This is a genomic window from Micromonospora sp. RV43 (assembly GCF_001029515.1).
GTDB classification, from domain to species: Bacteria; Actinomycetota; Actinomycetes; order Mycobacteriales; family Micromonosporaceae; genus Micromonospora; species Micromonospora aurantiaca.
Window position 1 is genome coordinate 1 of record NZ_LEKG01000114.1, and the last position, 23,777, is coordinate 23,777.

The 23,777-nt window shown below is 72.8% G+C and carries 24 protein-coding genes; 9 read left to right on the top strand and 15 right to left on the bottom strand.

Annotated elements, in window-relative coordinates; translation table 11 throughout:
• The first annotated feature begins 164 nt into the window (after positions 1-164).
• On the top strand, positions 165-1,262 hold the full coding sequence (locus tag ABD52_RS24400; RefSeq protein ID WP_174361816.1) for an AI-2E family transporter: 1,098 nt from the start codon (positions 165-167) through the stop codon (positions 1,260-1,262).
• A 4-nt stretch (positions 1,263-1,266) separates the two neighbouring features.
• Here ABD52_RS24400 and ABD52_RS24405 read toward each other — a convergent pair whose 3' ends face one another.
• The 7 genes from ABD52_RS24405 to ABD52_RS24435 form a co-directional block, all read right to left on the bottom strand.
• On the bottom strand, positions 1,267-2,076 hold the full coding sequence (locus tag ABD52_RS24405) for an alpha/beta hydrolase (RefSeq protein WP_047893377.1): 810 nt from the start codon (positions 2,074-2,076) through the stop codon (positions 1,267-1,269).
• Positions 2,077-2,143: 67 nt separating this feature from the next.
• Entirely contained in the window at positions 2,144-2,476 is a 333-nt protein-coding gene (locus ABD52_RS24410; RefSeq protein WP_013288228.1) for a hypothetical protein, read from the bottom strand.
• 62 nt (positions 2,477-2,538) lie between these two features.
• A complete protein-coding gene (locus ABD52_RS24415) occupies positions 2,539-3,591 on the bottom strand; it encodes a hypothetical protein (RefSeq protein ID WP_047893378.1) in 1,053 nt (350 codons plus the stop codon).
• Positions 3,588-4,082, bottom strand: coding sequence for a SigE family RNA polymerase sigma factor (locus tag ABD52_RS24420; RefSeq protein WP_013288230.1), 495 nt, complete (start codon positions 4,080-4,082; stop codon positions 3,588-3,590). Before ABD52_RS24420 ends, ABD52_RS24415 begins: the two co-directional genes overlap by 4 nt.
• 41 nt (positions 4,083-4,123) lie before the next feature.
• Entirely contained in the window at positions 4,124-5,914 is a 1,791-nt protein-coding gene (locus ABD52_RS24425; RefSeq protein WP_047893379.1) for a 3-hydroxyacyl-CoA dehydrogenase family protein, read from the bottom strand.
• A gap of 123 nt (positions 5,915-6,037) precedes the next feature.
• Entirely contained in the window at positions 6,038-7,102 is a 1,065-nt protein-coding gene (locus ABD52_RS24430) for an alpha/beta fold hydrolase (protein ID WP_047893380.1), read from the bottom strand.
• Between the two features lie 218 nt (positions 7,103-7,320).
• Positions 7,321-7,767 (bottom strand): FHA domain-containing protein, encoded by a 447-nt coding sequence (locus ABD52_RS24435; protein WP_013288233.1) that lies wholly within the window; start codon positions 7,765-7,767, stop codon positions 7,321-7,323.
• Between the two features lie 218 nt (positions 7,768-7,985).
• On the opposite strand from ABD52_RS24435, the gene ABD52_RS24440 reads away from it, so the two are divergent.
• Positions 7,986-9,488, top strand: coding sequence for an aldehyde dehydrogenase family protein (locus ABD52_RS24440; RefSeq protein ID WP_047893381.1), 1,503 nt, complete (start codon positions 7,986-7,988; stop codon positions 9,486-9,488).
• 9 nt (positions 9,489-9,497) lie between these two features.
• Here ABD52_RS24440 and nucS read toward each other — a convergent pair whose 3' ends face one another.
• Entirely contained in the window at positions 9,498-10,157 is a 660-nt protein-coding gene (gene nucS / locus ABD52_RS24445) for an endonuclease NucS (protein ID WP_030271426.1), read from the bottom strand.
• A gap of 71 nt (positions 10,158-10,228) precedes the next feature.
• Here nucS and ABD52_RS24450 point away from each other — a divergent pair, with 71 nt between their 5' ends.
• Both ABD52_RS24450 and ABD52_RS24455 read left to right on the top strand, forming a co-directional pair.
• Complete coding sequence (locus tag ABD52_RS24450; RefSeq protein WP_013288236.1) at positions 10,229-10,846, top strand: DUF4126 domain-containing protein; 618 nt, start codon at positions 10,229-10,231, stop codon at positions 10,844-10,846.
• Between the two features lie 59 nt (positions 10,847-10,905).
• Positions 10,906-11,202 (top strand): DUF1540 domain-containing protein, encoded by a 297-nt coding sequence (locus tag ABD52_RS24455; protein ID WP_013288237.1) that lies wholly within the window; start codon positions 10,906-10,908, stop codon positions 11,200-11,202.
• 117 nt (positions 11,203-11,319) lie between these two features.
• Here the strand turns inward: ABD52_RS24455 and ABD52_RS24460 are convergent, their stop codons facing one another.
• The 4 genes from ABD52_RS24460 to ABD52_RS24475 form a co-directional block, all read right to left on the bottom strand.
• Entirely contained in the window at positions 11,320-13,323 is a 2,004-nt protein-coding gene (locus tag ABD52_RS24460; protein ID WP_047893382.1) for a protein meaA, read from the bottom strand.
• 101 nt (positions 13,324-13,424) lie between these two features.
• Positions 13,425-15,578, bottom strand: coding sequence for an FtsX-like permease family protein (locus ABD52_RS24465; protein ID WP_047893383.1), 2,154 nt, complete (start codon positions 15,576-15,578; stop codon positions 13,425-13,427).
• Complete coding sequence (locus tag ABD52_RS24470) at positions 15,575-16,255, bottom strand: ABC transporter ATP-binding protein (RefSeq protein WP_013288240.1); 681 nt, start codon at positions 16,253-16,255, stop codon at positions 15,575-15,577. Before ABD52_RS24470 ends, ABD52_RS24465 begins: the two co-directional genes overlap by 4 nt.
• Positions 16,252-16,776, bottom strand: coding sequence for a PadR family transcriptional regulator (locus tag ABD52_RS24475; protein ID WP_047893384.1), 525 nt, complete (start codon positions 16,774-16,776; stop codon positions 16,252-16,254). The genes ABD52_RS24470 and ABD52_RS24475 overlap by 4 nt, the downstream gene beginning before the upstream one ends.
• Positions 16,777-16,862: 86 nt before the next feature.
• Here ABD52_RS24475 and ABD52_RS24480 point away from each other — a divergent pair, with 86 nt between their 5' ends.
• The 3 genes from ABD52_RS24480 (at position 16,863) to ABD52_RS24490 (ending at position 19,449) form a co-directional block, all read left to right on the top strand.
• Positions 16,863-17,711, top strand: a complete 849-nt coding sequence (locus ABD52_RS24480; protein ID WP_013288242.1) for an ABC transporter ATP-binding protein — start codon at positions 16,863-16,865, stop codon at positions 17,709-17,711.
• Complete coding sequence (locus ABD52_RS24485) at positions 17,708-18,553, top strand: ABC transporter permease (RefSeq protein ID WP_013288243.1); 846 nt, start codon at positions 17,708-17,710, stop codon at positions 18,551-18,553. The genes ABD52_RS24480 and ABD52_RS24485 overlap by 4 nt, the downstream gene beginning before the upstream one ends.
• A gap of 86 nt (positions 18,554-18,639) precedes the next feature.
• Complete coding sequence (locus ABD52_RS24490; RefSeq protein ID WP_047893385.1) at positions 18,640-19,449, top strand: alpha/beta hydrolase family protein; 810 nt, start codon at positions 18,640-18,642, stop codon at positions 19,447-19,449.
• Positions 19,450-19,506: 57 nt separating this feature from the next.
• Here ABD52_RS24490 and ABD52_RS24495 read toward each other — a convergent pair whose 3' ends face one another.
• Both ABD52_RS24495 and murA read right to left on the bottom strand, forming a co-directional pair.
• Positions 19,507-20,355, bottom strand: coding sequence for a 3-hydroxyacyl-CoA dehydrogenase family protein (locus ABD52_RS24495; RefSeq protein WP_013475365.1), 849 nt, complete (start codon positions 20,353-20,355; stop codon positions 19,507-19,509).
• 69 nt (positions 20,356-20,424) lie between these two features.
• Positions 20,425-21,846 (bottom strand): UDP-N-acetylglucosamine 1-carboxyvinyltransferase, encoded by a 1,422-nt coding sequence (gene murA / locus ABD52_RS24500; RefSeq protein ID WP_030271442.1) that lies wholly within the window; start codon positions 21,844-21,846, stop codon positions 20,425-20,427.
• Between murA and ABD52_RS24505 the strand changes: the two genes are divergently transcribed.
• Positions 21,845-22,417: a cob(I)yrinic acid a,c-diamide adenosyltransferase gene (locus tag ABD52_RS24505; RefSeq protein ID WP_047893386.1), complete on the top strand. Its 573-nt coding sequence runs from the start codon at positions 21,845-21,847 to the stop codon at positions 22,415-22,417. The genes murA and ABD52_RS24505 overlap by 2 nt on opposite strands.
• A complete protein-coding gene (locus tag ABD52_RS24510) occupies positions 22,393-22,809 on the top strand; it encodes a VOC family protein (protein ID WP_047893387.1) in 417 nt (138 codons plus the stop codon). Before ABD52_RS24505 ends, ABD52_RS24510 begins: the two co-directional genes overlap by 25 nt.
• Positions 22,810-22,868: 59 nt before the next feature.
• Here the strand turns inward: ABD52_RS24510 and ABD52_RS24515 are convergent, their stop codons facing one another.
• Positions 22,869-23,444 carry a hypothetical protein gene (locus ABD52_RS24515; protein WP_013475362.1) on the bottom strand — a complete coding sequence of 192 codons (576 nt, stop codon included), beginning with the start codon at positions 23,442-23,444 and terminating at the stop codon, positions 22,869-22,871.
• Positions 23,445-23,777: the final 333 nt, after the last annotated feature.

A 23,777-nucleotide genomic window follows, 5' to 3' on the forward strand; every position in this document is an offset into this window, starting at 1 on the left:
GGGAGGCACGGGTGTCACAGGAGGGTTCCGCCGCCCGGGACGACGAGGCCGCGGACGTGAACACCTCCGGCTCCCCCACCGGCGACGCGAGGCCCGCAAGCGGCACCACGGGCACCGCGAGTGAGACCACGCGCACCGCGGAGCACGCGCGGACCGGCACCGGCATGAGCGGCGAGCGGCCCGTCGACGTCGAGCCGGGTGAGTTCGAGCCGAGCGGGCGCTTCGGCGTACCGGGGCGGCCGCTGCGGCGCAGCGCCTTCCTGGTCGGGTTCACCGGCGCGCTCGGCGTGCTGCTCGCGTACGCGTTGTTCCTGGGCATCCGCAACGCCGCCGGCATCCTGGTGCTCGTGGTGATCGCGCTGTTCCTCGCGGTCGGCCTGCACCCGGCGGTGGTCCGGCTGCGCAAGTGGGGCCTGCCGCGCGGGCTGGCGGTGGCGGTGGTGACGCTCACCGTGGTGCTGCTGATCGTCGCCGGCCTGCTGGCGCTGGTGCCGCCGGTGGTGACCCAGTCCGGCCAGTTCCTCCAGCAGCTACCCGGCTACGTCGAGGAGCTGCGCCGCAATCCCACTGTCAACGACCTGGTGATCCGGTACGACGTGATGGAGCGGGTCCAGGCGGCGGCGAACGCGGACACGATCGGGCGGGCGCTCGGCGGCGTGCTCGGCGGGGCACAACTGATCTTCGGGACGATCTTCCGCCTGCTCACGGTGCTGGTGCTGACGATCTACTTCCTGGCGTACTTCGACAAGCTGCGCGAACTCGGGTACGCGATGGTGCCGCGCTCGCGCCGGCAGCGGGTCCGGCTGATCGGCGACGAGATCCTCACCCGGGTCGGCGCGTACATGGTCGGCGCGCTCGCCATCGCGGTGCTGGCCGGGGTGACGACGTTCGTGTTCGCGCTGGCGGTCGGCCTGCCGTACCCGTTCGCCCTCGCCGTGGTGGTCGCGGTGACCGACCTGATCCCGCAGATCGGCGCGACGCTCGGCGCGGTGGTGGTGACGCTCGTCGGGCTCGCCACGGACCTGCCGGTGGGCATCGCCTGCCTGGTGTTCTTCGTGCTCTACCAGCAGGTGGAGAACTATCTGATCTACCCGAAGATCATGCGCCGGGCGGTGTCGGTCAACGAGGTGGCGGCGTTGCTCGCCGCGCTGCTCGGGGTGGCGCTGCTGGGCGTGGTGGGCGCGCTCATCGCGATCCCCACCGTGGCCGCGTTGCAGCTGATCCTGCGCGAGGTGGTGCTACCCCGCCAGGACGCCCGCTGAGCGGTTACTCGGCGCGCCGCTGGGCCGGGCCGGGAACCGGGGTGTCCGCGAACGCGGCGACGGTGCGGTCGGCGTACGCGCTGACGTCGCCGGTCTCCATCGGGCCGTCCCAGGTGGTCGGCAGCGGCAGCGGTACGCCGGGGGCGACCCGCCGGACGATCTCGTCCAGCACCTTCTCCGCGTCGCCGACCCAGAGGTGCTTGGCGCCGTCCACGCCCACCACCTCGGCCTGCGGCACGGCGGTGAACCGCTCCCGGGCCTCCTCCGGGCGCAGGTAGTCGTCGAACTCGGGGACCAGCGCGGTGAGCGGCTTACCCGTCTCGGCCCAGACCCCCAGGTCCTCCGGCGCGGAGTAGCGCAGCGGCGGGGAGAGCAGGATCGCGCCGGCCACCGCCGGGTCGCAGCCGTACTTCAGCGCCAGGTCGGTGCCGAACGACCACCCGACCAGCCAGATGTTCGGCAGCTCGTGGAACTCGGCGTACTCGATCGCGGCGGCCACGTCGAACTTCTCGCCGACCGCGCCGTCGAACGTTCCCTCGCTGGTGCCGCGGACGCTGCTGGTCCCCCGGGTGTTGAACCGGAGCACTGCGAGGCCGGCCAGCGCGGGCAGCCGCCAGGCCGCCTTGCGGAACACGTGGCTGTCCATCATCCCGCCGTGGGTGGGCAGCGGGTGCAGGCAGACGAGCGTGGCGGCCGGTTCGCGGTCCAGCGGCCGGGCCAGCTCGCCGACGAGCGTCAGCCCGTCGGCGGTGTGCAGCTCGATGTCCTCCCGGTGACCGGGCAGGATCGACGACGCGCGAATCGGAGTGCTCACGCCTGCCAGTCTCCCGCGTCGGCGGCCCCGCCGCCCAGCGGGACGGGAACCGGGTGATCCAGATCGCTCAGCCGTAGCGCGGGGCGCCCCGGCCGCGCTGGAGGTTCGGCCCGCGCCGGTCCCGGGCCCGCCAGCAGCCGGAGTGCCAGTGCCGGCGGTCGGTCAGGTCACCCCGGTCGTCGGCCGGCCAGGCCACCAGATGTGCCACGCCGGGACGGATCTCCTGGTCACAGCCGGGACAGCGGTACGTCTTGACTGATGCCCCGCCGCTGATCGCGCGTACCTGCCAGTCGCCGTCGCGCCACTGCTGCACGGTCGGCACGCCGTGGCGGGCACGCTCGGCGTCCAGGCCGGGGTTCTCCTCCCGGCGAGGGCGGTTGCGACGAGGGCTCACGGTCACCAAGCGTACGGTCCGCCGGCCGGACCGGCCCGGGTCGGGCGGTCCGGCCGACGGGCGGCCGCTCAGTCCCAGGTCTCCGGACGGGTCGGGTCAGGCGCCACCTGCACGCCACCCAGCACGAGCGCCGCGTCGAGTTTGTCGAACCCCTGCTCCGGCCAGCCGTAATCGGCGAGCAGGCGCGACTTCGGCACGCCCAGCAGCTCGACCCGGCCCTGTTCCGGGTAGAGGTGGGCGGGCCGCCCGGCGATCGTCATGTTGCCGTCCACCGTGCGGGGCGAGATCTCGGCCGCGTACTGGTAGGAGACGCTCATCGTCCGGGTGGAGGTGCCGACGATGCCGAACCGGGCGGTCACCAGCCGCGGGAAGCCGGTCACGTCGACCCGGCAGCCGGCAACCCGGGCGCCGTCCGGCACGGTCGTGAGGCGGACGGGCGCACCGCAGCGGCGCGCCTCGGTCAGCCGCAACGCCTCCACCGCGACGGTCAGCGCCGTGTCCTGCGGCGCCCACACGCTGGCCCGCGCGTACAGGCCGGGGGCCGGCTTCCACTGCCGGACCTGGATCGGCAGCCCGTCGACGGTCGTGCTGCTGGTCCGGCCGTCGAACGCCGCTTCCTCGGCGAACATACTGATCTTGAAGGGCACCCCCTCGGCGCCGGACTCCCGTAGCGTCCGCGACGAGCGCGCCAGCTCGACGGTGACCTCTCGCCCGCCGCCGACGTCCAGCTGGGCGCTCTCCAGGCCCTGCGCCACCTCCCAGCGCAGGTAGCGGACCTTGGTGGTGTCGACGCCGAAGTGCAGCACTCCGGCATCGGTGCCGACGACCTCCGGCGCGGCCGCCGCTCCCGGCGCGGCCGGCATCAGCGGTGGCGCCGCCTCGGCCGGGATGGCCGGGGCAGCCGGGCCGGTGAACGGCCGGTCCAGGCCCGGCAGGGCCGGGACGACGGCGAGGCCGCCGAGCAGCGCGACCAGGGCGAGACCGCCACCGAGCACGGCCCGGCGACGGCGTAGCCGACGACGGCCACCCGTCACGGCCCCGGCGGTCAGCCGGTCGATGTCCACGTCTCCTTCGGCCTGCTCCCGCAGCACCGAGGCGATCCGCTGGTCGAGGTCGGTCACGGCCGGCTCCCCTTGGTCATCGGGACGCCGCAGCGCTCCCGGAGGTGGGCGAGCGCCCGCATCGCGTGGGTGCGGACGGTGACCGGGGAGCAGTCGAGGATCTGGGCGATCGTGGCGTCGTCGAGATCCTCGTAGTAGCGCAGCACCAGCACGGCGCGCTGGCGGTCCGGGAGGGCGCGGATCAGCCCCCACATCTCGTCCCGGTCCGCCGCCTCGCCACCGAGGTCGCCGCGCTGGGGCCGGTCGGCGAACGTGTCCACCGCCAGCTCGCGGTTGGACCGCCGCCGCCACCAGGACGTGTTCGCGTTGACGAGCATCCGGCGCACGTACACGTCGGGCCGGTCGGCCCGGGCGATCCTCCGCCAGTGCACGTACGCGCGGGCCAGCACGTCCTGCGTCAGGTCCTCGGCCCGGTGTGTGTCGCCGGTGAGCAGCCGGGCCAGGCGCAACAGCGCTGGGCCGCGGCTGCCGACGTACTCCTCGAATGTCACACCAGGAAGACGCCGTCACCGCCGCCGGGCGTTGACCGGGATCAGCGCCGGGTGTGGTCGCGGAAGCCCCGGCCGGACTTGCGGCCCAGGTAGCCGGCCGTGACCAGGTGCTCCAGCAGCGGGGCCGGGGCGAAGCCGGGCTCGCGCAGCTCCAGGTACAGCTCCCGCTGGATGGCCAGCGAGACGTCCAGGCCGACCACGTCGAGCAGCTCGAACGGACCCATCGGGTAGCCGCAGCCCAGCTTCATCGCGTAGTCGATGTCGTCGGCGGTCGAGTAGCTGGCCTCCAGCATCTTCACCGCGTCGTTCAGGTACGGGAACAGCAGCGCGTTGACGATGAAGCCGGACCGGTCGCCGCAGACCACGCCGGTCTTGCCGAGCTTCGCGCAGACCGCGCGGGCGGTGGCCGACGTCTCGGTGGAGGTGCGGATGGTCTGCACGATCTCCACCAGCGGCATGATCGGCGCCGGGTTGAAGAAGTGCAGGCCGACCACGTCGGCGGGGCGCTGGGTCGCCATCGCCACGTCGATCACCGGCAGCGACGAGGTGGTGGTGGCGAGCACGACGCCCGGCTTGCAGATCTCATCGAGGCTGGCGAACAGCGCCTTCTTGACGCTCAGCTCCTCGATCACGGCCTCGACCACCAGGTCGACGTCGGCCAGGTGCTCCAGCGTCGCGGACCAGGTGATCCGGCCCAGCGCGTCGTCCCGGTCGGTCTCGCTGAGCTTGCCGCGTACCACGCCCTTGTTCAGCGAGGTCTTGACCGCCTCGCAGACCTTCGCGGACTTCTCCGCGCCCCGGGTCACCGAGATGACCTCGTACCCGGCCTTGGCGAACACCTCGATGATGCCGGTGGCCATGGTGCCGGAGCCGACCACGCCGACCTTCGCGATGGCGCGGGCGCCGTCGGCGAGCGCGGCGTCCGCGGCGAGCGGCGTGTACTCGTCGGGTACGACCTTCGGCGAGCCGGGCCGCTCGTAGGTGTAGAAGCCGCGGCCGGACTTGCGGCCCAGCAGCCCGGCGGTGACCATCTGCTTGAGCAGCGGGGCGGGGGCGTGCCGCCGGTCCCGGCCGCCGCGCCGGTACATGGTGTCGAGGATCTCGTACGCGGTGTCCAGGCCGATCAGGTCCATCAGCGCCAGCGGGCCCATCGGCAGACCGCAGCCGAGCTTCATGGCGGCGTCGATGTCCTCGCGGGTGGCGTAGCGGGCCTCGAACATGCCGACCGCGTGGTTCAGGTAGCCGAACAGCAGCGCGTTGGCGATGAAGCCGGCCCGGTCGCTGATCGTCACGTCGACCTTGCCGAGCCGCTCGCAGAGCGCCTCCACGTCGGCGACCACGTCGGCGGAGGTGACCACCGTGCGGACCACCTCGACCAGCTTCATCACCGGGGCCGGGTTGAAGAAGTGGATACCGATGACCTGGTTGGGCCGGGTGGTGGCGACGGAGATCTCGGTGACGCTCAGCGAGGACGTGTTGGTGGCCAGGATCGCCTCGGGCTTGCAGACCCGGTCCAGCTCGGCGAAGATCCGCTGCTTGAGGTCCAGGTGCTCGGGCACCGCCTCGATCACCAGGTCCACGTCGTGCAGCGCGTCCAGCCCGACCCGGAAGTCGACCCGCGCGAGCAGGGCGTCCCGCTCGGCCTCGGCGAGCTTGCCCTTGGCGACCGCCCGGTCGGTGGAGCCGGTGAGCGTGGCCCGGCCGCGTTCCAGCGCCGCGTCGGAGATCTCGACGGCTGTGACGTCGACGCCGTTGCGGGCGAACACCTCCACGATGCCGGCACCCATGGTGCCCAGACCCACCACGCCCACCCTGGTGAACTCCCGCGCCACGACCGGCCTCCCCTGGCTCGACTCCGCCGTCCGCGACATGAACGGCCGCTAAGGTTATGCGCCGGAGTCTGCCACGTGACGCTGTGTTGTCGAGACGCCGTGGGATATTTCACGCACCGCGCCTCACCCGGTGGCGTTCTCCCCGGCCAGCGCCAGCAGTTCGGCGACGAACTCCGCCGGCCGCTCCAGGTGCGGGCTGTGCCCGCAGCCGGGCAGCACCACCTCGCGGTACGTCCCGCCGGCCGCCGCGTACCGGTCCAGCACCGCGCGGGTCTGCCCCACCATCGGCTGCGGCGGGCACTCCGCCTCACCCGGCCAGCCGGGCACCACGCCGAGCCGGCCGAGGTACGCCAGGTCGAACAGCGAGGTGTCCGAGACGATCACGTCGGCGTCCCCGCGTACCCAGGTCACCGGCGGCTTGACCGGCACGGCGACCAACTCGTCGGCGAGCCGGAAGTGGGCCGGGGCCAGCGCGTTGAGGACGCCGCGCGGCCCGGCGGCGGTCCCCGGCCAGTGCGCCGAGGCGACGGCCGTGCCCGGGTAGTTGTCGTCGCCGGTGGCGGTGGTCAGCATGCTCTCCAGCAGCAGGTCCTCGTCGTCGCCGAGTGACGCCGGGTCGGCCACGTACGCGGCGCGCAGCACCGCCCGCGGGCTGGTCGGGCCGTCCGCGCTCCGGTCACCGGCGGCGAGCCGGGCCACGAAGTCGGGGTTCGCGCCACCGGCGCCGGTGCCGGCGAAGTCGGGCGTGGTGGGGGTGCCGTCGAGGTCCCGGGTGCCGCCGAAGCCGTACGGGGACACCGGCGCCTCCAGCAGCAGCGCGGCCACCCGGTCGGGGTGGCCGACGAGCAGCCGCATCGCCACGCCGCCGCCCAGCGAGTGCCCGGCCACCACCGGCCGGGCGCCGGGCGCGAACAGCCTCGGGGCGTCCAGCAGCGCGGCCACGTCGTCGGCGAAGTCGTCGAGCCCTCGGGTGGCGTCGACAGGCGCGGTGTCGGTCTCGCCGTAGCCGCGCAGGTCGGGGGCGACCACCCGCAGCGTCTCCGGCAGCCGGGCGAGCAGCGGTTCCCAGAACGCGGAGGAGGAGACGTTGCCGTGCACCAGCAGCACCGGTACGCCGTCCGGTGGACCGGCCACGCGGACCGCCTGGGTGATGCCGTTGGCCTGGACGGTGAGCCGTGCGCTGCGCATCCGCGCATGCTGGCACGGGCACCGGCCCCCGGTCCATGTGCCCCACCGACACACCGGCCCGCCGAGAGGTGGGCGCCGGACCACCCCGCCCCCTCACCGCGTCGATCATGAGGTTGACGGCGACATATCGGACGCAGAACGCCGCCAACTTCATGATCGACCGGGCCTGGGAGCCCAACCCGTCAGCGGCCCCGAGGGCCCGGCGGATGCCCGGAGGTCTAGCTGACGTCGGCCGGCTGCGCCTCGCGCGCCTCGATCGGCTGGCGCGGCCCGGGGACGGGCAGCGGCAGGGTGGGACGCTGGTCGCGGCGCAGCGCGCCGAAGCTCATCCCGACCGGGTCGGTCCGGGCCACGCCCGGGTCGTAGAGGCGCAGGTCGGTGCGGCCCAGCCGGACCACGTCGCCGTCGGCGATCGCCACGCTGCCGGTGACCCGGGTGTCGTTGAGCCAGGTCCCGTTGGTCGAGCCGAGGTCGGTGAGCATCACCCCCTCCGGGGTGGCCCGGACGGTGGCGTGCCGCCGGCTCAGGTGCGGGTCGGCGAGCACGATGTCGGCGGTCGGCGCACGGCCGATCACCTGCGCGTCCTGGCCGACCCGGAACGTGAGCCCCCGCATCGCCCCGCCCGACACCGTCAGCAACGGCATCAGCTCAGGATGCTCCTCCATGGACAGTCGACCTCCACCCCACATCGCCCCGCGGCGTCAGCCTGCCACCTCACCGTAGTGGCTTGCACCACCGCGCGGTCACCCCCGCGACCCCGGCCGGTCATCTCCCGTTCGCCGTTTCGGACGGCACTTCCGTCGATGCGACGGCTGATCGTCGGCGCAGCGTACGGCGCGTTCGACACCTACCGGCGAGTAATCCTCGGGTCTAGACTTCGGCCATGACCGCTGTACACGTGCCGGGCGCCCCGCTCATCTCCGAGGGTCTATTGGTCTCGACCAGCCCGGCCACCGGCGCCGAGGCAGGCAGATTCCCGCTGGCCGACGAGGCGGACGTGCGCGCCGCTGTCGACCGCGCCCGGGCGGCCGGCGACTGGTGGGCCGGGCTCGGCTTCGCCGGCCGGCGGGACCGCCTCCAGCGCTGGCGCGGCGTGCTCGCCCGGCGGATCGAGGAGCTGGCCGACCTGATGCACACCGAGGGCGGCAAGCCGGTCGGTGACGCCGTGGTGGAGATCCTCACCGCGCTGGAGCACATCGACTGGGCGGCCCGCAACGCTCAGCGGGTGCTCGGGCCGCGCCGGGTCCGCTCCCGCCTGATCCTCGCCGAGTTCACCGGTCACCTCGAATACCAGCCGTACGGCGTGGTCGGCGTCATCGGCCCGTGGAACTACCCGGTCTTCACGCCGATCGGCTCCGCCGCGTACGCGCTCGCGGCCGGCAACGCCGTGGTGTTCAAGCCGAGCGAGTACACCCCGGCGGTCGGTCAGTGGCTGGTCGACCGGTTCGCCGAGGTGGTGCCGGAGCAGCCGGTGTTCCAGGCGGTGCACGGGTTCGGCGCGGTCGGTGCCGCGCTGTGCCGCGCCGGGGTCGGCAAGGTCGCGTTCACCGGCTCGACCGCCACCGCGAAGCGGGTGATGGCCGCCTGCGCCGAGTCGCTCACGCCGGTGCTGCTGGAGGCCGGCGGCAAGGACGCGATGATCGTGGACACGGACGCCGACCTGGACGCCGCGGCGGAGGCGTGCGTGTGGGGCGGGCTCACCAACGCCGGCCAGACGTGCATCGGCATCGAGCGGGTCTACGCGGTCGACCAGGTCTTCGACACCTTCGTGGAGAAGGTGGTGGCGAAGGCCGGGCGGCTCACTGTGGGCGCCGACGGGTCCGACCTCGGCCCGATCACCATGCCGTCGCAGATCGACATCATCCGCCGGCACATCGACGACGCGCTCAGCCGGGGCGGCCGGGCCGTGCTCGGCGGCCCGGAGGCGGTCCAGCCGCCGTACGTGCACCCGACGGTGCTCGTCGACGTGCCGGAGGACTCGGCCGCCGTGCAGGAGGAGACGTTCGGCCCGACGCTCGTGGTCAACCGCGTCCGCGACGTGGACGAGGCGGTCGAGCGGGCCAACGCGCTGCCGTACGGGCTCGGGGGTTCGGTCTTCGGCCGGGCGCGGGCGGTGGCGGTGGCGCGGCGGCTGCGCTCCGGGATGGCCTCGGTCAACTCGGCACTGACGTTCGCCGGCATGTCGACGCTGCCGTTCGGCGGCACCGGCGAATCCGGCTTCGGCCGCATCCACGGCGAGGAGGGGCTGCGCGAGTTCGGCCGGCCCAAGTCGGTCACCCGCCGCCGGGCCCGGTCGCTGCTGCCGGCGATGACGTTCGAGCGCACCCCGGCCGACGTCGCCCGCCTGGTCAAGATCGCCAAGCTGATGTACGGCCGGGGCCGCTGAGGCGGCGCCTCAGAACAGCGTCAGCTCGTCGCGCTCGATGCCGCGCAGCTTGTCGTAGTCGACCACCACGCACCGGATCCCCCGGTCGGTGGCGAGCACCCGCGCCTGCGGCTTGATCTCCTGCGCGGCGAACACGCCGGCCACCGGCGCGAGCAGCGGATCGCGGTTCATCAGCTCCAGGTAGCGGGTGAGCTGCTCCACGCCGTCGATCTCGCCGCGCCGCTTCACCTCCACCGCCACCGCGCCGCCGACCGCGTCCCGGCAGAGCAGGTCGACCGGCCCGATCGCGGTCATGTACTCGCGCCGGACCAGCGTGTACCCCTCCCCCAGCGTCGCCGGGTTCGCGGCGAGCAGCTCCTGGAGGTGCGCCTCGACGCCGTCCTTGCGCAGGCCCGGGTCCACGCCCAGCTCGTACGAGGTGTCCTGGAAGATCTCCTCCAGCGTGATGCGCAGCTCCTCGCCGGCCTTGTTCACCACCCGCCAGACGCCGGGCGCCTCCTCCAGCCGGCAGGGCGGGCTCATCCAGTTCAACGGCTTGTAGGCCCGGTCGTCCGCATGGATCGACACCGACCCGTCCGCCTTCACCATGAGCAACCGGGTAGCCGGGGGCAGGTGGGCCGAGAGCCGTCCGACATAGTCCACCGAGCACTTCGCAATCACCAACCGCACCCGCCGAGGGTAGCCGAGGCCCCCGCGGACGCCGACGAGCGCCACTGGCGTACCGGTGCCATATTGAGATCGTGCTCGAAGTCCTCACCGGTTCCGGCCTGGCCGCCTCGGCGGGCCTGAACGCCTACATCCCGCTGCTGCTGATGGGGCTGCTGTCCCGCTACACCGATCTGGTCGAGCTGCCGAGCGGCTGGCAGTGGCTCGGCAACGGCTGGGTGGTGCTGATCCTCGCCGTGCTGCTCGCGGTCGAGGTGGTGGCCGACAAGGTGCCAGTGGTCGACCACGTCAACGACGTGGTGCAGACGGTGGTCCGGCCGACCGCGGGCGGGCTCGCGTTCGGCGCGGGCGCCGGCTCGGAGACGGTCACAGTGAGCGACCCGGACACGTTCTTCTCCACCCATCAGTGGGTGCCGGTGGTGGTCGGCGTGCTGATCGCACTCGGCGTGCACCTGCTCAAGGCCGCCGCCCGGCCGGTCATCAACGCGACCACGGCAGGCGTGGGCGCGCCGGTGGCCAGCACCGCCGAGGACGCGACGAGCGTCGTCATGTCGGTGGTGGCGCTGCTGCTGCCGGTGCTGGTGCTGGTGTTCCTGGTCGCCCTGGTGTTCTTCGTACCGTGGCTGTTCCGCCGCCGCCGGGAGCGGCGCCGCGAGCGCGCCGCGGCCCGCGCGGCCGGCTTCCGGGTCTGACCCGCACCGACTCCCGAAACCCCTAAAATCGGGTCAAGACACCCAAGGAGGTACGGGAGATGACCGCGTCGTTGGAGATGCCCCGGGTCCAGGAGTGCGCCGTCCGGTCCTGCGCCTACAACCACACGAACGACTGCCACGCGTTCGCCATCACGATCGGCAGCAGCGACCACGCGCACTGCCACACGTTCGTGGAGATGCCGGTGCGCGGCGGCCTCGACCAGTTGGTCGCGCAGGTGGGCGCGTGCTCGCGCGCCGACTGCCGGCACAACGCCGACCTGGAGTGTCACGCCCCGGCCATCACCGTCGGCCCCGACATGGACATGGCCGACTGCATGACCTACGAGAGCCGCTGACCCGCCCGCGCGGACGCGGCGCCTGCTTGCGGGCGCCGCTTTCGCGCGCGGTTGTTAAGGCGGTTGTTAAGAAGGGGCCCCTTGCCTACCGGAGGCGTTAATAAGGGGCCCTTCCTTTCACGACAGGGTGTTCGCCTCGCGGATCACTGTGACCAGATCGTCGATGATGCCGGTGAGCGCGAAGTCCTTCGGCGTGAACACCCGGGCCACCCCGGCTGCCCGCAGCGCCTCGGCGTCGGCGGCCGGGATGATCCCGCCCACCACCACCGGCAGGTCGCCCCGCCCGGCCGCGCGCAGCCCGTCCAGCACCGCCGGCACTGCGGCCAGGTGCGAGCCGGAGAGCACGGAGAGGCCGACCAGGTCGACGTCCTCCTCCACCGCCGCCGCCACGATCTGCCCGGCGGTCAGGCGGATGCCCTGGTAGACCACCTCGAAGCCGGCGTCGCGGGCGCGTACCGCGATCTGCTCCGCGCCGTTGGAGTGCCCGTCCAGCCCCGGCTTGCCGACCAGCAGCCGCAGCCGCCCGCTGCCCAGCTCCCGGGCGGTCGCGACGACCCGCTCCCGCACCCCGGCGAGGGTCGCGTCACCGGCTGTCCCGACCGCCCCGGCCAGGCCGGTCGGCGCGCGGTACTCGCCGTACACCCGGCGCAGCGCGCCCGCCCACTCGCCGGTGGTGACACCGGCCCTGACACATCCGAGCGTCGCCGGCATCAGGTTCGCCGTGGTGCCGGCATCGGCGCGCAGCCGGTCCAGCGCCGCCTCGACCGCCGCCGCGTCCCGGTCGGCCCGCCACCGGCGTACGCCGTCGGTGGCCGCCTCCTCGACGGCCGGGTCCACCTGCTCGATCGCCTCCGCGCCGGCCGCTGTGAGCGGCGACGGCTCGGTCTCGGTGAACCGGTTGACGCCGACCACCACGTCCGAGCCGGACTCCATCCGGCGGCGCCGGTCGGCGAGCGAGGCCACCAGCGCGCTCTTGAGGTAGCCGGACTCGACGGCCGTGACCACGCCGCCCATCTCCAGCACCTTCTCCAGCTCGACCCGGGCACCGGAGACGATCTCGTCGACCAGCGCGGTCATCACGTGTGAGCCGGCGAACAGGTCCGGATACTCCAGCAGGTCCGACTCGTACGCCAGCACCTGCTGCATGCGCAGCGACCACTGCTGGTCCCACGGGCGGGGCAGGCCCAGCGCCTCGTTCCAGGCGGGCAGCTGCACCGCGCGGGCACGGGCGTCGCGGGACAGCGTGACGCCGAGCATCTCCAGCACGATCCGCTGGATGTTGTTCTCCGGCTGCGCCTCGGTCAGGCCCAGCGAGTTGACCTGGACGCCGTAGCGGAACCGGCGCTGCTTCGGGTTCTCCACGCCGTAGCGGTCGCGGGTGATCTCGTCCCAGAGCGCGCCGAACGCGCGCATCTTGGCGATCTCCTCGACGAAGCGCACCCCGGCGTTGACGAAGAACGAGATCCGCTGGACGACGTCGCCCATCCGCTCGGGCGGCACCTGACCGGAGTCGCGCACGGTGTCCAGCACGGCGACGGCGGTGGCCAGCGCGAAGCCGACCTCCTGCACCGGCGTCGCGCCGGCCTCCTGGAGGTGGTACGAGCAGATGTTCACCGGGTTCCACCGGGGCATCTCGCGCAGCGTGTACGCGATCACGTCGGCGGTCAGCCGCAGCGAGGCCGCCGGCGGGAAGATGTACGTCCCCCGGGACAGGTACTCCTTGATGATGTCGTTCTGCGTGGTGCCGGCGCAGCGGCTCAGCTCCGCGCCCTGCTCGGCGGCGACGGTGCCGTAGAGGCCGAGCAGCCACATCGCCGGGGCGTTGATGGTCATCGAGGTGTTCATCTCGGCCAGCGGGATGCCCTCGAACAGCGCCCGCATGTCACCCAGGTGCGCCACCGGCACGCCGACCCGGCCCACCTCGCCGGCGGCCAGCTCGTGGTCCGGGTCGTACCCGGTCTGGGTGGGCAGGTCGAAGGCGACCGACAGGCCGGTCTGCCCCTTCGCCAGGTTGCGGCGGAAGAGCGCGTTGGTGGCCGCGGCGGAGGAGTGCCCGGCGTACGTGCGCATCACCCACGGGCGGTCCCGCTCGGGCAGCCGTCCCGGCATCGCGTCGTCCATGGCCGGAGTTTAAGTTACCGTTCAGTAAAAGGGAGTGTGGAAAACCACACAACCCGATGCCCGCACCGGTGGGCCGGCGGGCGGCCGGCCCACCGTACGGGTCATTCGCTGCGGGCGGTCTCCGGGCCGGTGATCCGTTCCAGCAGCGGCAGGGTGGCGGCGACGACCGCGAGGCAGCCCAGGACGCCGAGGGCCGTCACCGCGGCGAACCCGATCCCCGGCAGGCGCAGGTCGTACTGCATCTGCGCGCGCAGGAACAACTGCGCGGCGACCAGTCCCATCCCGACCGCGACCACGGCGACGGTCAGCAGCGGCACCACGCTCTCCACTGCTACCACCCGGCGCAGCAGCCGTACCGGGGCGCCGCTGAGCCGGAGCAGGCTGAACGGCCGCTTCCGTTCACTGAGGCCGGCCGCCACTGCGACGGCCACGCTGCATCCGGCGAGCACGAGACCGGCCACCACGACGATGTCGGCCAGCCGCTGCCAGCCCCGCATGGTGTCGGCGAAGTCGGCCTCGAAGTCGCCTGGCACGTTCGGCGCCACGAAGAAGGCGGGGAACGCCGCTTCGAGGACCGTCCGGGCCCGCTCCACAGCGACCGGGTCCGCCGCCTCGACCGCCACCGAGCCCGCCGGGAGCCCCGCGAGGGCCGCCGGGTCCACCGGGGACGACGGCCAGATCCGGTCGGCCGAGGCGGACCCCCGCCAGGGGATCAGGTCCGGCGGCACCTCGGCGACGCTCGCCCCCGGAGCGCACCGTCCGTAGGCGGGCGGGATGTCCGCGCAGGCGATCACGCCGAAGTCGCGGCCGTTCTCGCGTACCGGGTTCTCCCGCACGAGCACCGGGTTGCGGACGCCGGGAATCGCCGCCAGGTCGGCCGGCAGCGTGCCGGGTACCGGCGGGTCGTCCGTCAGCACCATCGACAGCCGGCCGGCCTCCAGGGAACCCCGGGGTGCGGGACCGCGCTCGTACGTGATCGTCCCCATCACCCCGACCGCCACCGTCGTGACGAACAGCGCGAGCATCACCCCGCCCACCGCGCGGAACCCGGCGGCCGGATTGTCGGCGAGCCGGCGCGCGGCGATGAGCGCGGCGGGCCGGCCGGCGCGAGCGGCCATCGCCCGGGCGCCGACCATGGTCAGCCACGGCCCGGCCGCGATCAGCCCGACCATGACCAACAGCAGCGCGGGCAGGAACAGCGCGGTCTGACCGTCCGAGGTGGGCGGCCGGTACACCAGGGCGAAGCCCAGCCCGGCCAGGCCGAGCGCGAGCGGGATCAGCCGGTACACACGGGGCGGCCGGGGCGTGACCCGGCGGGTGACGCCGAGCGGGGAGATCCGGACCCGGCGCAGCGCGATCCAGGCCGCAGCCGCCGCGCCCGCCGGCACGCCCAGCGCCACCACGAGGGCCTCCGGCGCCCCGACGGCCATGTCCTCCGGGAAGAACGGCATGCCGGTGAACGGGATGCCGGCGAGCTGCCCGCGGAGCGCGAAGAACACCGCGAAGCCGACCGCCGCGCCGGCCGCCGCCGCGAGCGCGGCCTCGACGGCCGCGATGGCCGAGATCTGCCGGGGCGTGGCACCGACCAGCCGCATGGCAGCGAACCGCTGCTCCCGGCGGGCGGCGCCGAGCCGGGTCGCCGTGCCGATGAAGACGAGTACGGGGAACAGCAGGCCGCCCGCCACCACGCCGAGGATGAGGTCGACCGCGGCCCCGGGCAGCGGAGCGCTGTTGCCGTCGAGCCGGGTGACCTTCCGGACCTGGTCGAGCCCGCCCACCTGCTCCGGAGTGCCGCCGACCAGGACGAGCAGGGTGTCCGGCGAGGTGAGCGCCGCCGGCCCGACGGCGCCGAGGTCCCGGCCCGGATAGCGGTCGGCGAGCTGGTCGGCGGGGACGGTCGCCAGCAGCTTCCGCAACGCCGGGGAGGCGTAGAACTCGCCGGGCCCCGGGGCTCGGGGAACACCGACCGGCGTGGGCGCGTCCGGGCCGGTCGCGGCGACGTCGACCCGGATGATCTGGTCGCCCCGGAAGTAGTCGGTCCGGGTGGACCACAGCAGCGGGTCGGCGGCCCCGTCGGCCGTCTCCTGCGGGTACATCGACGCGTACCGGGTGAGCTGGGCGTCGGCGGCGTGCACACCGGCGAGCGTGGTGAGCAGCAGCCCGGTGCCCACAGCGACGGCGGCGGCGATGGCGACCAGCCGGACCAGCGCCTCCCGCCCACCGGCGACGGCGAGCCGGAGCGCGAGCCCGATCACGAGACGACCCCGGCGGGGGCGTTGACCCGGCCGTCGCGCACCATGACCTCGCGGTCGGCGTACGCGGCGATGCGCGCCTCGTGCGTCACCAGGACGACAGTGGTGCCACGCTCGCGGGCGGCGTCCACGAGCAGCGTCATCACCTCCTCGCCGGTGAGCGAGTCGAGCGCGCCGGTGGGCTCGTCGGCGAACAGCAGACGGGGCTCGGCGACCAGACCGCGGGCCAGCGCGACCCGCTGGGCCTGCCCGCCGGACAGTTCGCCGGACCGGCGGTGCTCCAGGCCGGCCAGGCCGAGCCGCTCGAACCAGCCCCGGGCGGCGCGCAGCGCCGGAGTGCGGCGGACGCCGCGCAGCAGCAGTGGCAACGCCACGTTCTCCGCCGCGGTGAGTTCCGGCACGAGTTGCCCGAACTGGAAGACGAAGCCGAAGCTGTCGCGGCGCAGCGTGCTGCGGTCGGCCTCGCCGAGGGTGTCGATCCGGGTGCCGTCGAACCGGACCTCGCCGGAGTCGGGGCGCAGGATGCCGGCCAGGCAGTGCAGCAGCGTCGACTTGCCGGAGCCGCTCGGTCCCATCACGGCGACGACCTCACCGGCCGACACGGCGAGGCTCGCGCCGCGCAGGGCGGGTGTCTCGCCGAACGCGTACGTGACGTCCCGGGCCTCGATCATCGGGCTCATGGCCGAACCGCCTTTCTCAGGGCGTCCAGCCGGGCGCCTGTCGTCTCGATCCACCGCAGGTCCGCCTCCAGGTGGTAGAGGCCGTGGTCGGCGAGCATCACGTCGACGAGTTCGCCGCTGCGTTTGATCTCGGTGAGTTCGCGCATCCGGCGCAGGTGGGCGGAGCGCTGGGTGTCCAGGTACTCCTCGGCCGGGCGGTCGAGCATCAGCGCGAGCACGACCTTGGTGAACAACAGGGTCTGGAGGTGCGGTTCCGGCTCGACCGGCTCGGTCAGCCAGTGCTCGACCTCGGTGGCGCCCCGGTCGGTGATGACGTAGCGCTTGCGGTCCGGCCCGGCGCCGGGAGCGACGTCCCCGACCACCACCTTGCCGTCGCGGGCCAGCCGGCTCAGCGTCGAGTAGACCTGCCCGTACGGCAGCGGCTTGCCGCGCCCGAAGAAGGTGTCGTAGTCGCGCTTGAGGTCGTAGCCGTGGCTCGGTTCGCGTTCGAGCAGCCCGAGCAGGGTCAGGGGAACCGTCATGACCGGATACTACACCGAGTGTATACCTCGCGTATATAGCTGACCCGGCAGTGGAACGGGCGACCGCACGACGCACACTTGACGTCATGGAGAACGAGCTCGCGATTTCCGTGCGAGGGCTGCGCAAGGCGTACGGCGACAACGTCGCGGTCGCGTCGGTGGACCTGGACGTCCGCCGGGGCGAGGTGTTCGCTCTGCTCGGCCCCAACGGCGCCGGCAAGACCACCACGGTCGAGATCCTGGAGGGCTACCGGCAGCGCGACGCCGGCGAGGTACGCGTCCTCGGCGCCGACCCCGCCCACCCCGACGCCGGCTGGCGCTCCCGCGTCGGCATCGTGCTCCAGGGCACCGGCGAGTTCGACGAACTCACAGTCGGCGAGGTGGTCCGCCACTTCTCCGGCTTCTACCCCGACGCCGACGACCCGGACAAGGTGGTCGAGCGGGTCGGGCTGGGGGCCAAGGCCAAGGCGCGTACGCACACGCTCTCCGGCGGGCAGAAGCGCCGCCTCGACGTGGCGCTGGGCATCATCGGCCGCCCCGAGCTGCTCTTCCTCGACGAGCCGACCACCGGCTTCGACCCGGAGGCCCGGCGCGAGTTCTGGGAGCTGATCCGGGATCTGTCCGCCGCGGGCACCACGATCGTGCTCACCACCCACTACCTGGACGAGGCCGAGGCGCTCGCCGACCGGGTCGGCGTGATCGCCGCCGGACGGGTGATCGAGGTCGCCCCGCCGAACGCGCTGGGCAACCGGCAGGAGTCGCTCGCGACGGTCTCCTGGCGTACCCCCGACGGGACGCCGGCCTCGGCGGAGACCGCGACGCCGACGGCGCTGGTGGCCGACCTGGCCGCGCGCTTCGGCGGCGAGGTGCCCGGCCTCACCGTGACCCGGCCGACCCTGGAAGACGTCTACCTGCGGATGATCGGACACTCATGACCACCACGACGAAGCCGGCGGCTCCGGTCGCCGCCACCTCCGCCCGGCGGTCCGGGGCGGGCGCGCTGGCGCTGCGTCAGGGGCGGCTGGAGATCACCCAGTTCCTGCGCAGCCGGGAGTCCGTCGTGTTCACGATGGGCTTCCCGATCATCATGATCCTGATCTTCGCGGCGATCTTCAGCGACGAGATCGCGCCCGGGGTCAGCTACACCCAGTACTTCATCACCGGCATGATCGCGACCGGCCTGATGACCGTGAGCTTCCAGAACCTCGGCATCTGGATCCCGATCGAGCGGGACCGGGGCGTGCTCAAGCGCTACCGCGGCACGCCGATGCCGAAATGGGTCTGGTTCGCCGGCAAGGTGATCATGGTGGTGGTCATCGGCATCGCCGAGACCGCGCTGCTGCTCGCCGTCTCGGTGGCGATGTTCGACCTGCAACTGCCGCAGACCACCGGCAAGTGGCTGACGTTCGCCTGGGTCGCCGTCCTCGGCGTCACCGCCTGCACGCTGTGCGGCATCGCCATCTCGTCGCTGGCCCGCACCGCCCGCAGCGGCTCGGCCGTGGTCACCCCGGTCGCGCTGGTGCTCCAGTTCATCTCCGGCGTGTTCTTCGTCTTCACCAGCCTGCCCACCTGGATGCAGCAGGTCGCGGCGATCTTCCCGCTCAAGTGGATGTGCCAGGGGCTGCGCTCGGTCTTCCTGCCGGACAGCTTCGGCGCCCGGGAGCCGGGCGGCTCGTTCGAGCTGGGCACCGTCGCCCTGGTGCTGGGCGCGTGGTGCGTCATCGGCCTGGTGCTCTGCCTGACCACGTTCCGCTGGACCACCAAGCGCGACGGCTGAGGTGTAAGGAAGGGCCCCCTCTTAACGCCTGCGGTAGAGGAAGGGCCCCTTCTTAACACGCGCCTCGCGGTGGCACACTCGCCGGCATGGCATCGACGCTGACCCGGCGTACCCTGCTCGGCGCCGCCGCCGGCGTGGCCGGCGCCGCGGTGGTCGGCGGCCTCGCCGCCCGGCAGCTCTCCGGCCCTCGCCCGGGACCGGCACCGGCCCTGCCGGACGCGCCGGCCGGCGACGAACGGCTCATCCGCATCGCGTCCGGCGCGCGCGGCCGCGAGGTGGACTTCTGGACGGCCGTGCCCGAGGGGTACGGCGACGGCCGCGGCCTGCCCGTCTGCCTGGTGCTGCACGGCGCATCGGCCACCCCGCGCGACTACGGCCGGTTCGGGCTGGCCCGCTTCCTCACCGACGCGGTACGCCGCGGCACCCCACCGTTCGCGCTCGCGGGCGCCACCGGCGGGCGGCTGTCCTGGCGCGCCGCCGGTGACGACGACCCGCAGCGGATGGTGCGCGAGGAGGTGCCCACCTGGTGCGCCCGGCGCGGGTTCGACAGCAGCCGGCTGGCCGTGTGGGGCTGGTCGATGGGCGGCTTCGGCGCGTTGCTGCTCGCCGAGACGTACCCGAAGTGGCTGCGGATGGCCGCGGCCTTCTCCCCCGCGGTCAGCGCCGGCGACGCGGTCTTCACCGGCGTGGAGAGGCTGCGCGGCACCCCGGTCGGGCTCTGGTGCGGTCGGCAGGACAATTTCCTGAAGGACGTCCGCGCGCTGGCCCGGGCGCTGCCCGAGGAGCCGGTACGCGCCGCCTGGGCCGACGGGCGGCACAACTTCGGCTACTGGGGCACAGTCATCCCGGACGCGTTCGCGCTGATCGGCGCCGCGCTCAACCCGCCCCGGACGTGAACCGGCACCGCACGTGAACCGCCCCCGGCCGCGCGGGCCGGGGGCGGGACGGGCCGGTCAGTACGAGTAGAAGCCCTGGCCGGTCTTGCGGCCCAGGTCGCCGGCGGTGGCCATGCGCTGGAGCAGCTCCGGCGGGAAGAACTTCTCGTCGGCGGTGTCGGTGTAGATGTTGCGGGTGGCGTTGAGCAGCACGTCCACGCCGGTCAGGTCGACCGTCGCGAGCGGGCCCATGGCGTGGCCGAAGCCCAGCTTGCAGGCGGTGTCCAGGTCCTCGGCGGAGATCACGCCGGACTCGACGAGCTTGACCGCCTCCATCGCCAGCGCGCAGATCAGCCGGGTGGTGACGAAGCCGGCGATGTCCCGGTTGACCACCACGACGGTCTTGCCGATCTCCTCGGCGAACGACTTGACCGTGTCCATGGTCGCGTCGCTGGTCTTGTAGCCGCGTACCAGCTCGCAGAGCTTCATCATCGGCACCGGCGAGAAGAAGTGCGTGCCGACGACCGACTCCGGGCGCTCGGTGGCGGTGGCGATCTGGGTCACCGGGATGGCCGACGTGTTGGTGGCGAGCACCGCGTCCGCCTTGCAGATCTTGTCGAGCGCGCGGAACACCTCGTGCTTGATCTCGATCTTCTCGAAGACCGCCTCGACCACGATGTCCGCGTCGGCGGCGGCCTCCAGGTCGGTGGTCGGGGTGATCCGGCCCAGCGTCGCCTCGACGTCGGACGCCTCGATCTTGCCCTTCTCGGCGAACTTCGTCAGCGACTTCCGGATGCCGTCCACACCGCGCTTCGTGGCCGCGTCGTCGATGTCGCGCAGCGTCACCTGCCAGCCCGCCTGCGCCGCCACCTGGGCGATGCCCGAGCCCATCAGCCCGGCACCGACGACCGCGAGTCGACCCGCCATCTGCTTCTCCCTCGCCGTGTTCTGCAACGTCTGGGAGAACCCTACTTAACGAGGGATAAGCCCCGGCCGTCAGATGGCCAGGTCCGGCTCCTCCGGCGCGGTGCCGCGCTCCACCTCGACGCCGAGCGCCCGCAGGTCGGCCACGAAGTCCGGATAGCCCCTGTCGACGTGGTGCACGTGCGAGACCTCGGTGAGGCCGTCGGCGCAGAGCCCGGCGATGATCAGGCCGGCACCGGCCCGGATGTCGGTCGCGCGTACCGGGGCGCCGGACAGCCGCTCCCGGCCGCACACCAGGGCGTGGTGACCGTCGGTACGGATCTCCGCGCCCAGCCGCATCATCTCGTTGGCGAACATGAACCGGCCGTCGAAGATGTTCTCGGTGATCAGCGAGCCGCCCTCGCTGACCGCCGCCAGCCCGATCGCCATCGGCAGCAGGTCGGTGGCGAAGCCCGGGTAGGGCAGCGTGACCACGTCGACCGCCCTCGGGCGGTCGTCCATGCGTACCCGGAAGGCGTCGCCTCGCGTCTCCACCAGGCCGCCGGCCGCGACCAGCTTGTCCAGCGCGACCTCCAGGTACGCCGGGTCCAGGCCGGTCACCGTCACGTCGCCGCGGGTCATCGCGGCGGCGAACGCCCACGTGCCGGCCACGATCCGGTCCCCCACCGTGGCGTGCCGGACCGGCCGCAGCTCGGGTACGCCGACGATGTGCAGCGTCGACGTGCCGGCCCCCTCGATCCGCGCGCCCATCCGGTTCAGCATCGTGCAGATGTCGACGATCTCCGGCTCCCGGGCCGCGTTGTCGATCGTCGTCGCGCCCCGGGCCAGCACCGCCGCCATGACCAGGTTCTCGGTCGCGCCCACGCTCGGGAAGTCCAGCACGATGTCGGCACCGTGCAGCCCGCCCGGCGCCTCGGCGATGACGAAGCCGTGCTCACCGGAGATCTCCGCGCCCATCCGGGCCAGCCCGGCGATGTGCATGTCCAGACCGCGCGAGCCGATGGCGTCGCCGCCCGGGTGGGCCACCCGGACGTACCCCCGGCGGGCCAGCAGCGGGCCGAGTACGCAGATCGACGCGCGCAGCCGCCGCACCAGGTCGTAGTCGGCCTCCGCGCCCGGCCGTTCCGGCACGTCGATGAGCACCGACCGGGACCGCTCCACACCGCCGTGGGCCACCATCGGGTCGACCGGGTCGTCCGGCCCGAAACGTACGCCGCAACCGAGCCGCCGCAGCACCTCGCCCATGATCGCGATGTCGGTGATCCGGGGCACGTTGGTGATCAGGCTGCGGCCGGGCGCGAGCAGCGCGGCGGCCATCAGCTTCAGCGCGGAGTTCTTCGCACCCACCACGTGCACGGTGCCGGCGAGCCGGGCGTCACCGCGTACCCGGATGACGTCGACGTCGTTGACCGCCGGATCTCCCGCGTCCCCCGGCCCCACCGGGCTCGGCCGGGCCGGGATGGTCAGGTCCGGTATCCGTAGGCTGTGCGTCATGGCCGTCCACCTCACGCGCATCTACACCAAGGCCGGCGACGCCGGCATGACCAGGCTGAGCAACAACGAGCAGGTGCCGAAGACCGATCCGCGCATCGCCGCGTACGCGGACGTGGACGAGTGCAACGCCTCGATCGGCGTCGCGCTCGCCCTGGGGCAGCTCCCGGACGAGCTGCGGGCCGTGCTGGAATCCGTGCAGAACGACATGTTCGACGTCGGCGCGGACCTGGCGACGCCTGTGGAGCCGGATCCGAAGTACCCGCCGCTGCGGGTGACCGAGGAGTACGTCGAGCGCCTCGAGGGGTGGTGCGACGAGTACAACGCGCGCCTGAGCAAGCTCGACTCCTTCATCCTCCCCGGCGGCACCGCGGGCGCGGCACTGCTGCACGTGGCACGGACGACCGCCCGGCGCGCCGAGCGTGCGGCATGGGCGCTGGTCGCACACGACCCCGATCGGACCAGTCCCCTCCCGGCAAAGTATCTCAACCGGCTCTCCGATTTGCTCTTTATCCTGTCAAGAACGGCAAATCCGGACGGCGACGTGCTATGGGTGCCGGGCGGGAAGCGCTGACCATCGGCGGCCTCCATCACGTGGAGGTGTGGGTACCCGACCTGGCCGCGGCCAGTCGTTCCTGGGGCTGGCTTCTCGGCGAACTGGGCTGGACGCCGTACCAGGACTGGCCCGCCGGCCACTCCTGGCGGCTCGGCGCCACATACGTCGTGCTGGAGGCGTCACCGGCGCTCACCGGCCGCGCCCACGACAGGCGTGCGCCCGGCCTGAACCACCTGGCCTTCCACGCCGGCCCGCCGGCCGCCGTCGAACGCCTGGTCGCTGCCGCCGGAGAGTACGGCTGGACGCTGCTGTTCCCGGACCGGCACCCACACGCGGGTGGCCCGGACAGCTACGCCGCCTACCTCACCGACGGGCAGGGGTACGAGGTCGAGTTGGTCGCGGAGACGTGAGAAGGCCGGCACCCCGTTGGTTCGGGGTGCCGGCCTTCAGCTTGGTCTTACTTGTTGTCTTAGCTGTTCCAGTGCTGGGCGACGAGGTCGGCGGCCTGCTGCTCCCACTGGGCGTAGTGGTCCGGGTAGGCCGACACCTGGACGGTCTGGGCGGCCTTGGTCAGCGGCATGTCCTGCCAGCCGTCGACCTGCTTCAGACCCTTCAGGAACGCCGTCGTGGAGTACTCGGGGTCGGTGATCTGCTCCACCGTGCCCCAACCGCTGGAGGGGCGCTGCTGGAACAGGCCCTGCGAGTCGTGGTCGTTACGGTCGCCGAGGTGGCCGAGGTTCTCCAGCTTCGACTCCTGCAACGCCGTGGCGATCGACACGACAGCGGCACGCTCGTCCATACCGGCCTTCTTCGTCGCCGCAATGATCGCCTTCACATTGGCGGTCTGCTCGTCGTTCAGGTCGATACGCGACTGCTCACCCTGCACACCGTGCGGGATCAGCTTGTCACCCTGAACGCTCACACTGACCGGCTTCGCCACGTGCGTGGTCTCCGCCGCGTGCGCGGCCACCGGACCGGCGAACACGCCACCGGTGAAAGCCAGACCAGCAACACCCAGAATGCTCTTACGCAGAATCGTGTTCATCAGAAGTGCTCCATTCGGGGGTCGACACACCCCGCGGGGGACGGGGATGCGTGGGCACCGTCAGGCGCTCAAAAAAGTCTTCGGGGGATCCGGCTGCTCGCGAGGGCAGGGGGGTGCCTCGTCGCGGCGCCGGAACACTGTTCAACGACCCGCCACCCGCCATCATTCCCGGCGGTTCAACACGCCACCAGAAAGCGGCGGGGGTTCACGTCGTCGGAACCGTGTTCAACGACCAGCCGGCCGGGATGATTCCCGGGCTGGCGGATGCCACCCCGCTCGCAGGGCGCGCCGCCGACGCTCGGTCGTTCACCCGGTTACAACGCCACCCACCCG

Bases quoted from the DNA above. Each gene is read 5' to 3' on its own strand.
- ABD52_RS24440 (WP_047893381.1), top strand. From the start codon at position 7,986: ATGACCGCTGTACACGTGCCGGGCGCCCCGCTCATCTCCGAGGGTCTA.
- ABD52_RS24505 (WP_047893386.1), top strand. From the start codon at position 21,845: ATGGCCGTCCACCTCACGCGCATCTACACCAAGGCCGGCGACGCCGGC.
- ABD52_RS24495 (WP_013475365.1), bottom strand. From the start codon at position 20,355: ATGGCGGGTCGACTCGCGGTCGTCGGTGCCGGGCTGATGGGCTCGGGC.
- ABD52_RS24460 (WP_047893382.1), bottom strand. From the start codon at position 13,323: ATGGACGACGCGATGCCGGGACGGCTGCCCGAGCGGGACCGCCCGTGG.
- ABD52_RS24490 (WP_047893385.1), top strand. From the start codon at position 18,640: ATGGCATCGACGCTGACCCGGCGTACCCTGCTCGGCGCCGCCGCCGGC.
- ABD52_RS24455 (WP_013288237.1), top strand. From the start codon at position 10,906: ATGACCGCGTCGTTGGAGATGCCCCGGGTCCAGGAGTGCGCCGTCCGG.
- ABD52_RS24475 (WP_047893384.1), bottom strand. From the start codon at position 16,776: ATGACGGTTCCCCTGACCCTGCTCGGGCTGCTCGAACGCGAACCGAGC.
- ABD52_RS24470 (WP_013288240.1), bottom strand. From the start codon at position 16,255: ATGAGCCCGATGATCGAGGCCCGGGACGTCACGTACGCGTTCGGCGAG.
- murA (WP_030271442.1), bottom strand. From the start codon at position 21,846: ATGACGCACAGCCTACGGATACCGGACCTGACCATCCCGGCCCGGCCG.
- ABD52_RS24430 (WP_047893380.1), bottom strand. From the start codon at position 7,102: ATGCGCAGCGCACGGCTCACCGTCCAGGCCAACGGCATCACCCAGGCG.
- ABD52_RS24435 (WP_013288233.1), bottom strand. From the start codon at position 7,767: ATGGAGGAGCATCCTGAGCTGATGCCGTTGCTGACGGTGTCGGGCGGG.
- ABD52_RS24480 (WP_013288242.1), top strand. From the start codon at position 16,863: ATGGAGAACGAGCTCGCGATTTCCGTGCGAGGGCTGCGCAAGGCGTAC.
- ABD52_RS24485 (WP_013288243.1), top strand. From the start codon at position 17,708: ATGACCACCACGACGAAGCCGGCGGCTCCGGTCGCCGCCACCTCCGCC.
- ABD52_RS24515 (WP_013475362.1), bottom strand. From the start codon at position 23,444: ATGAACACGATTCTGCGTAAGAGCATTCTGGGTGTTGCTGGTCTGGCT.
- ABD52_RS24510 (WP_047893387.1), top strand. From the start codon at position 22,393: ATGGGTGCCGGGCGGGAAGCGCTGACCATCGGCGGCCTCCATCACGTG.
- ABD52_RS24400 (WP_174361816.1), top strand. From the start codon at position 165: ATGAGCGGCGAGCGGCCCGTCGACGTCGAGCCGGGTGAGTTCGAGCCG.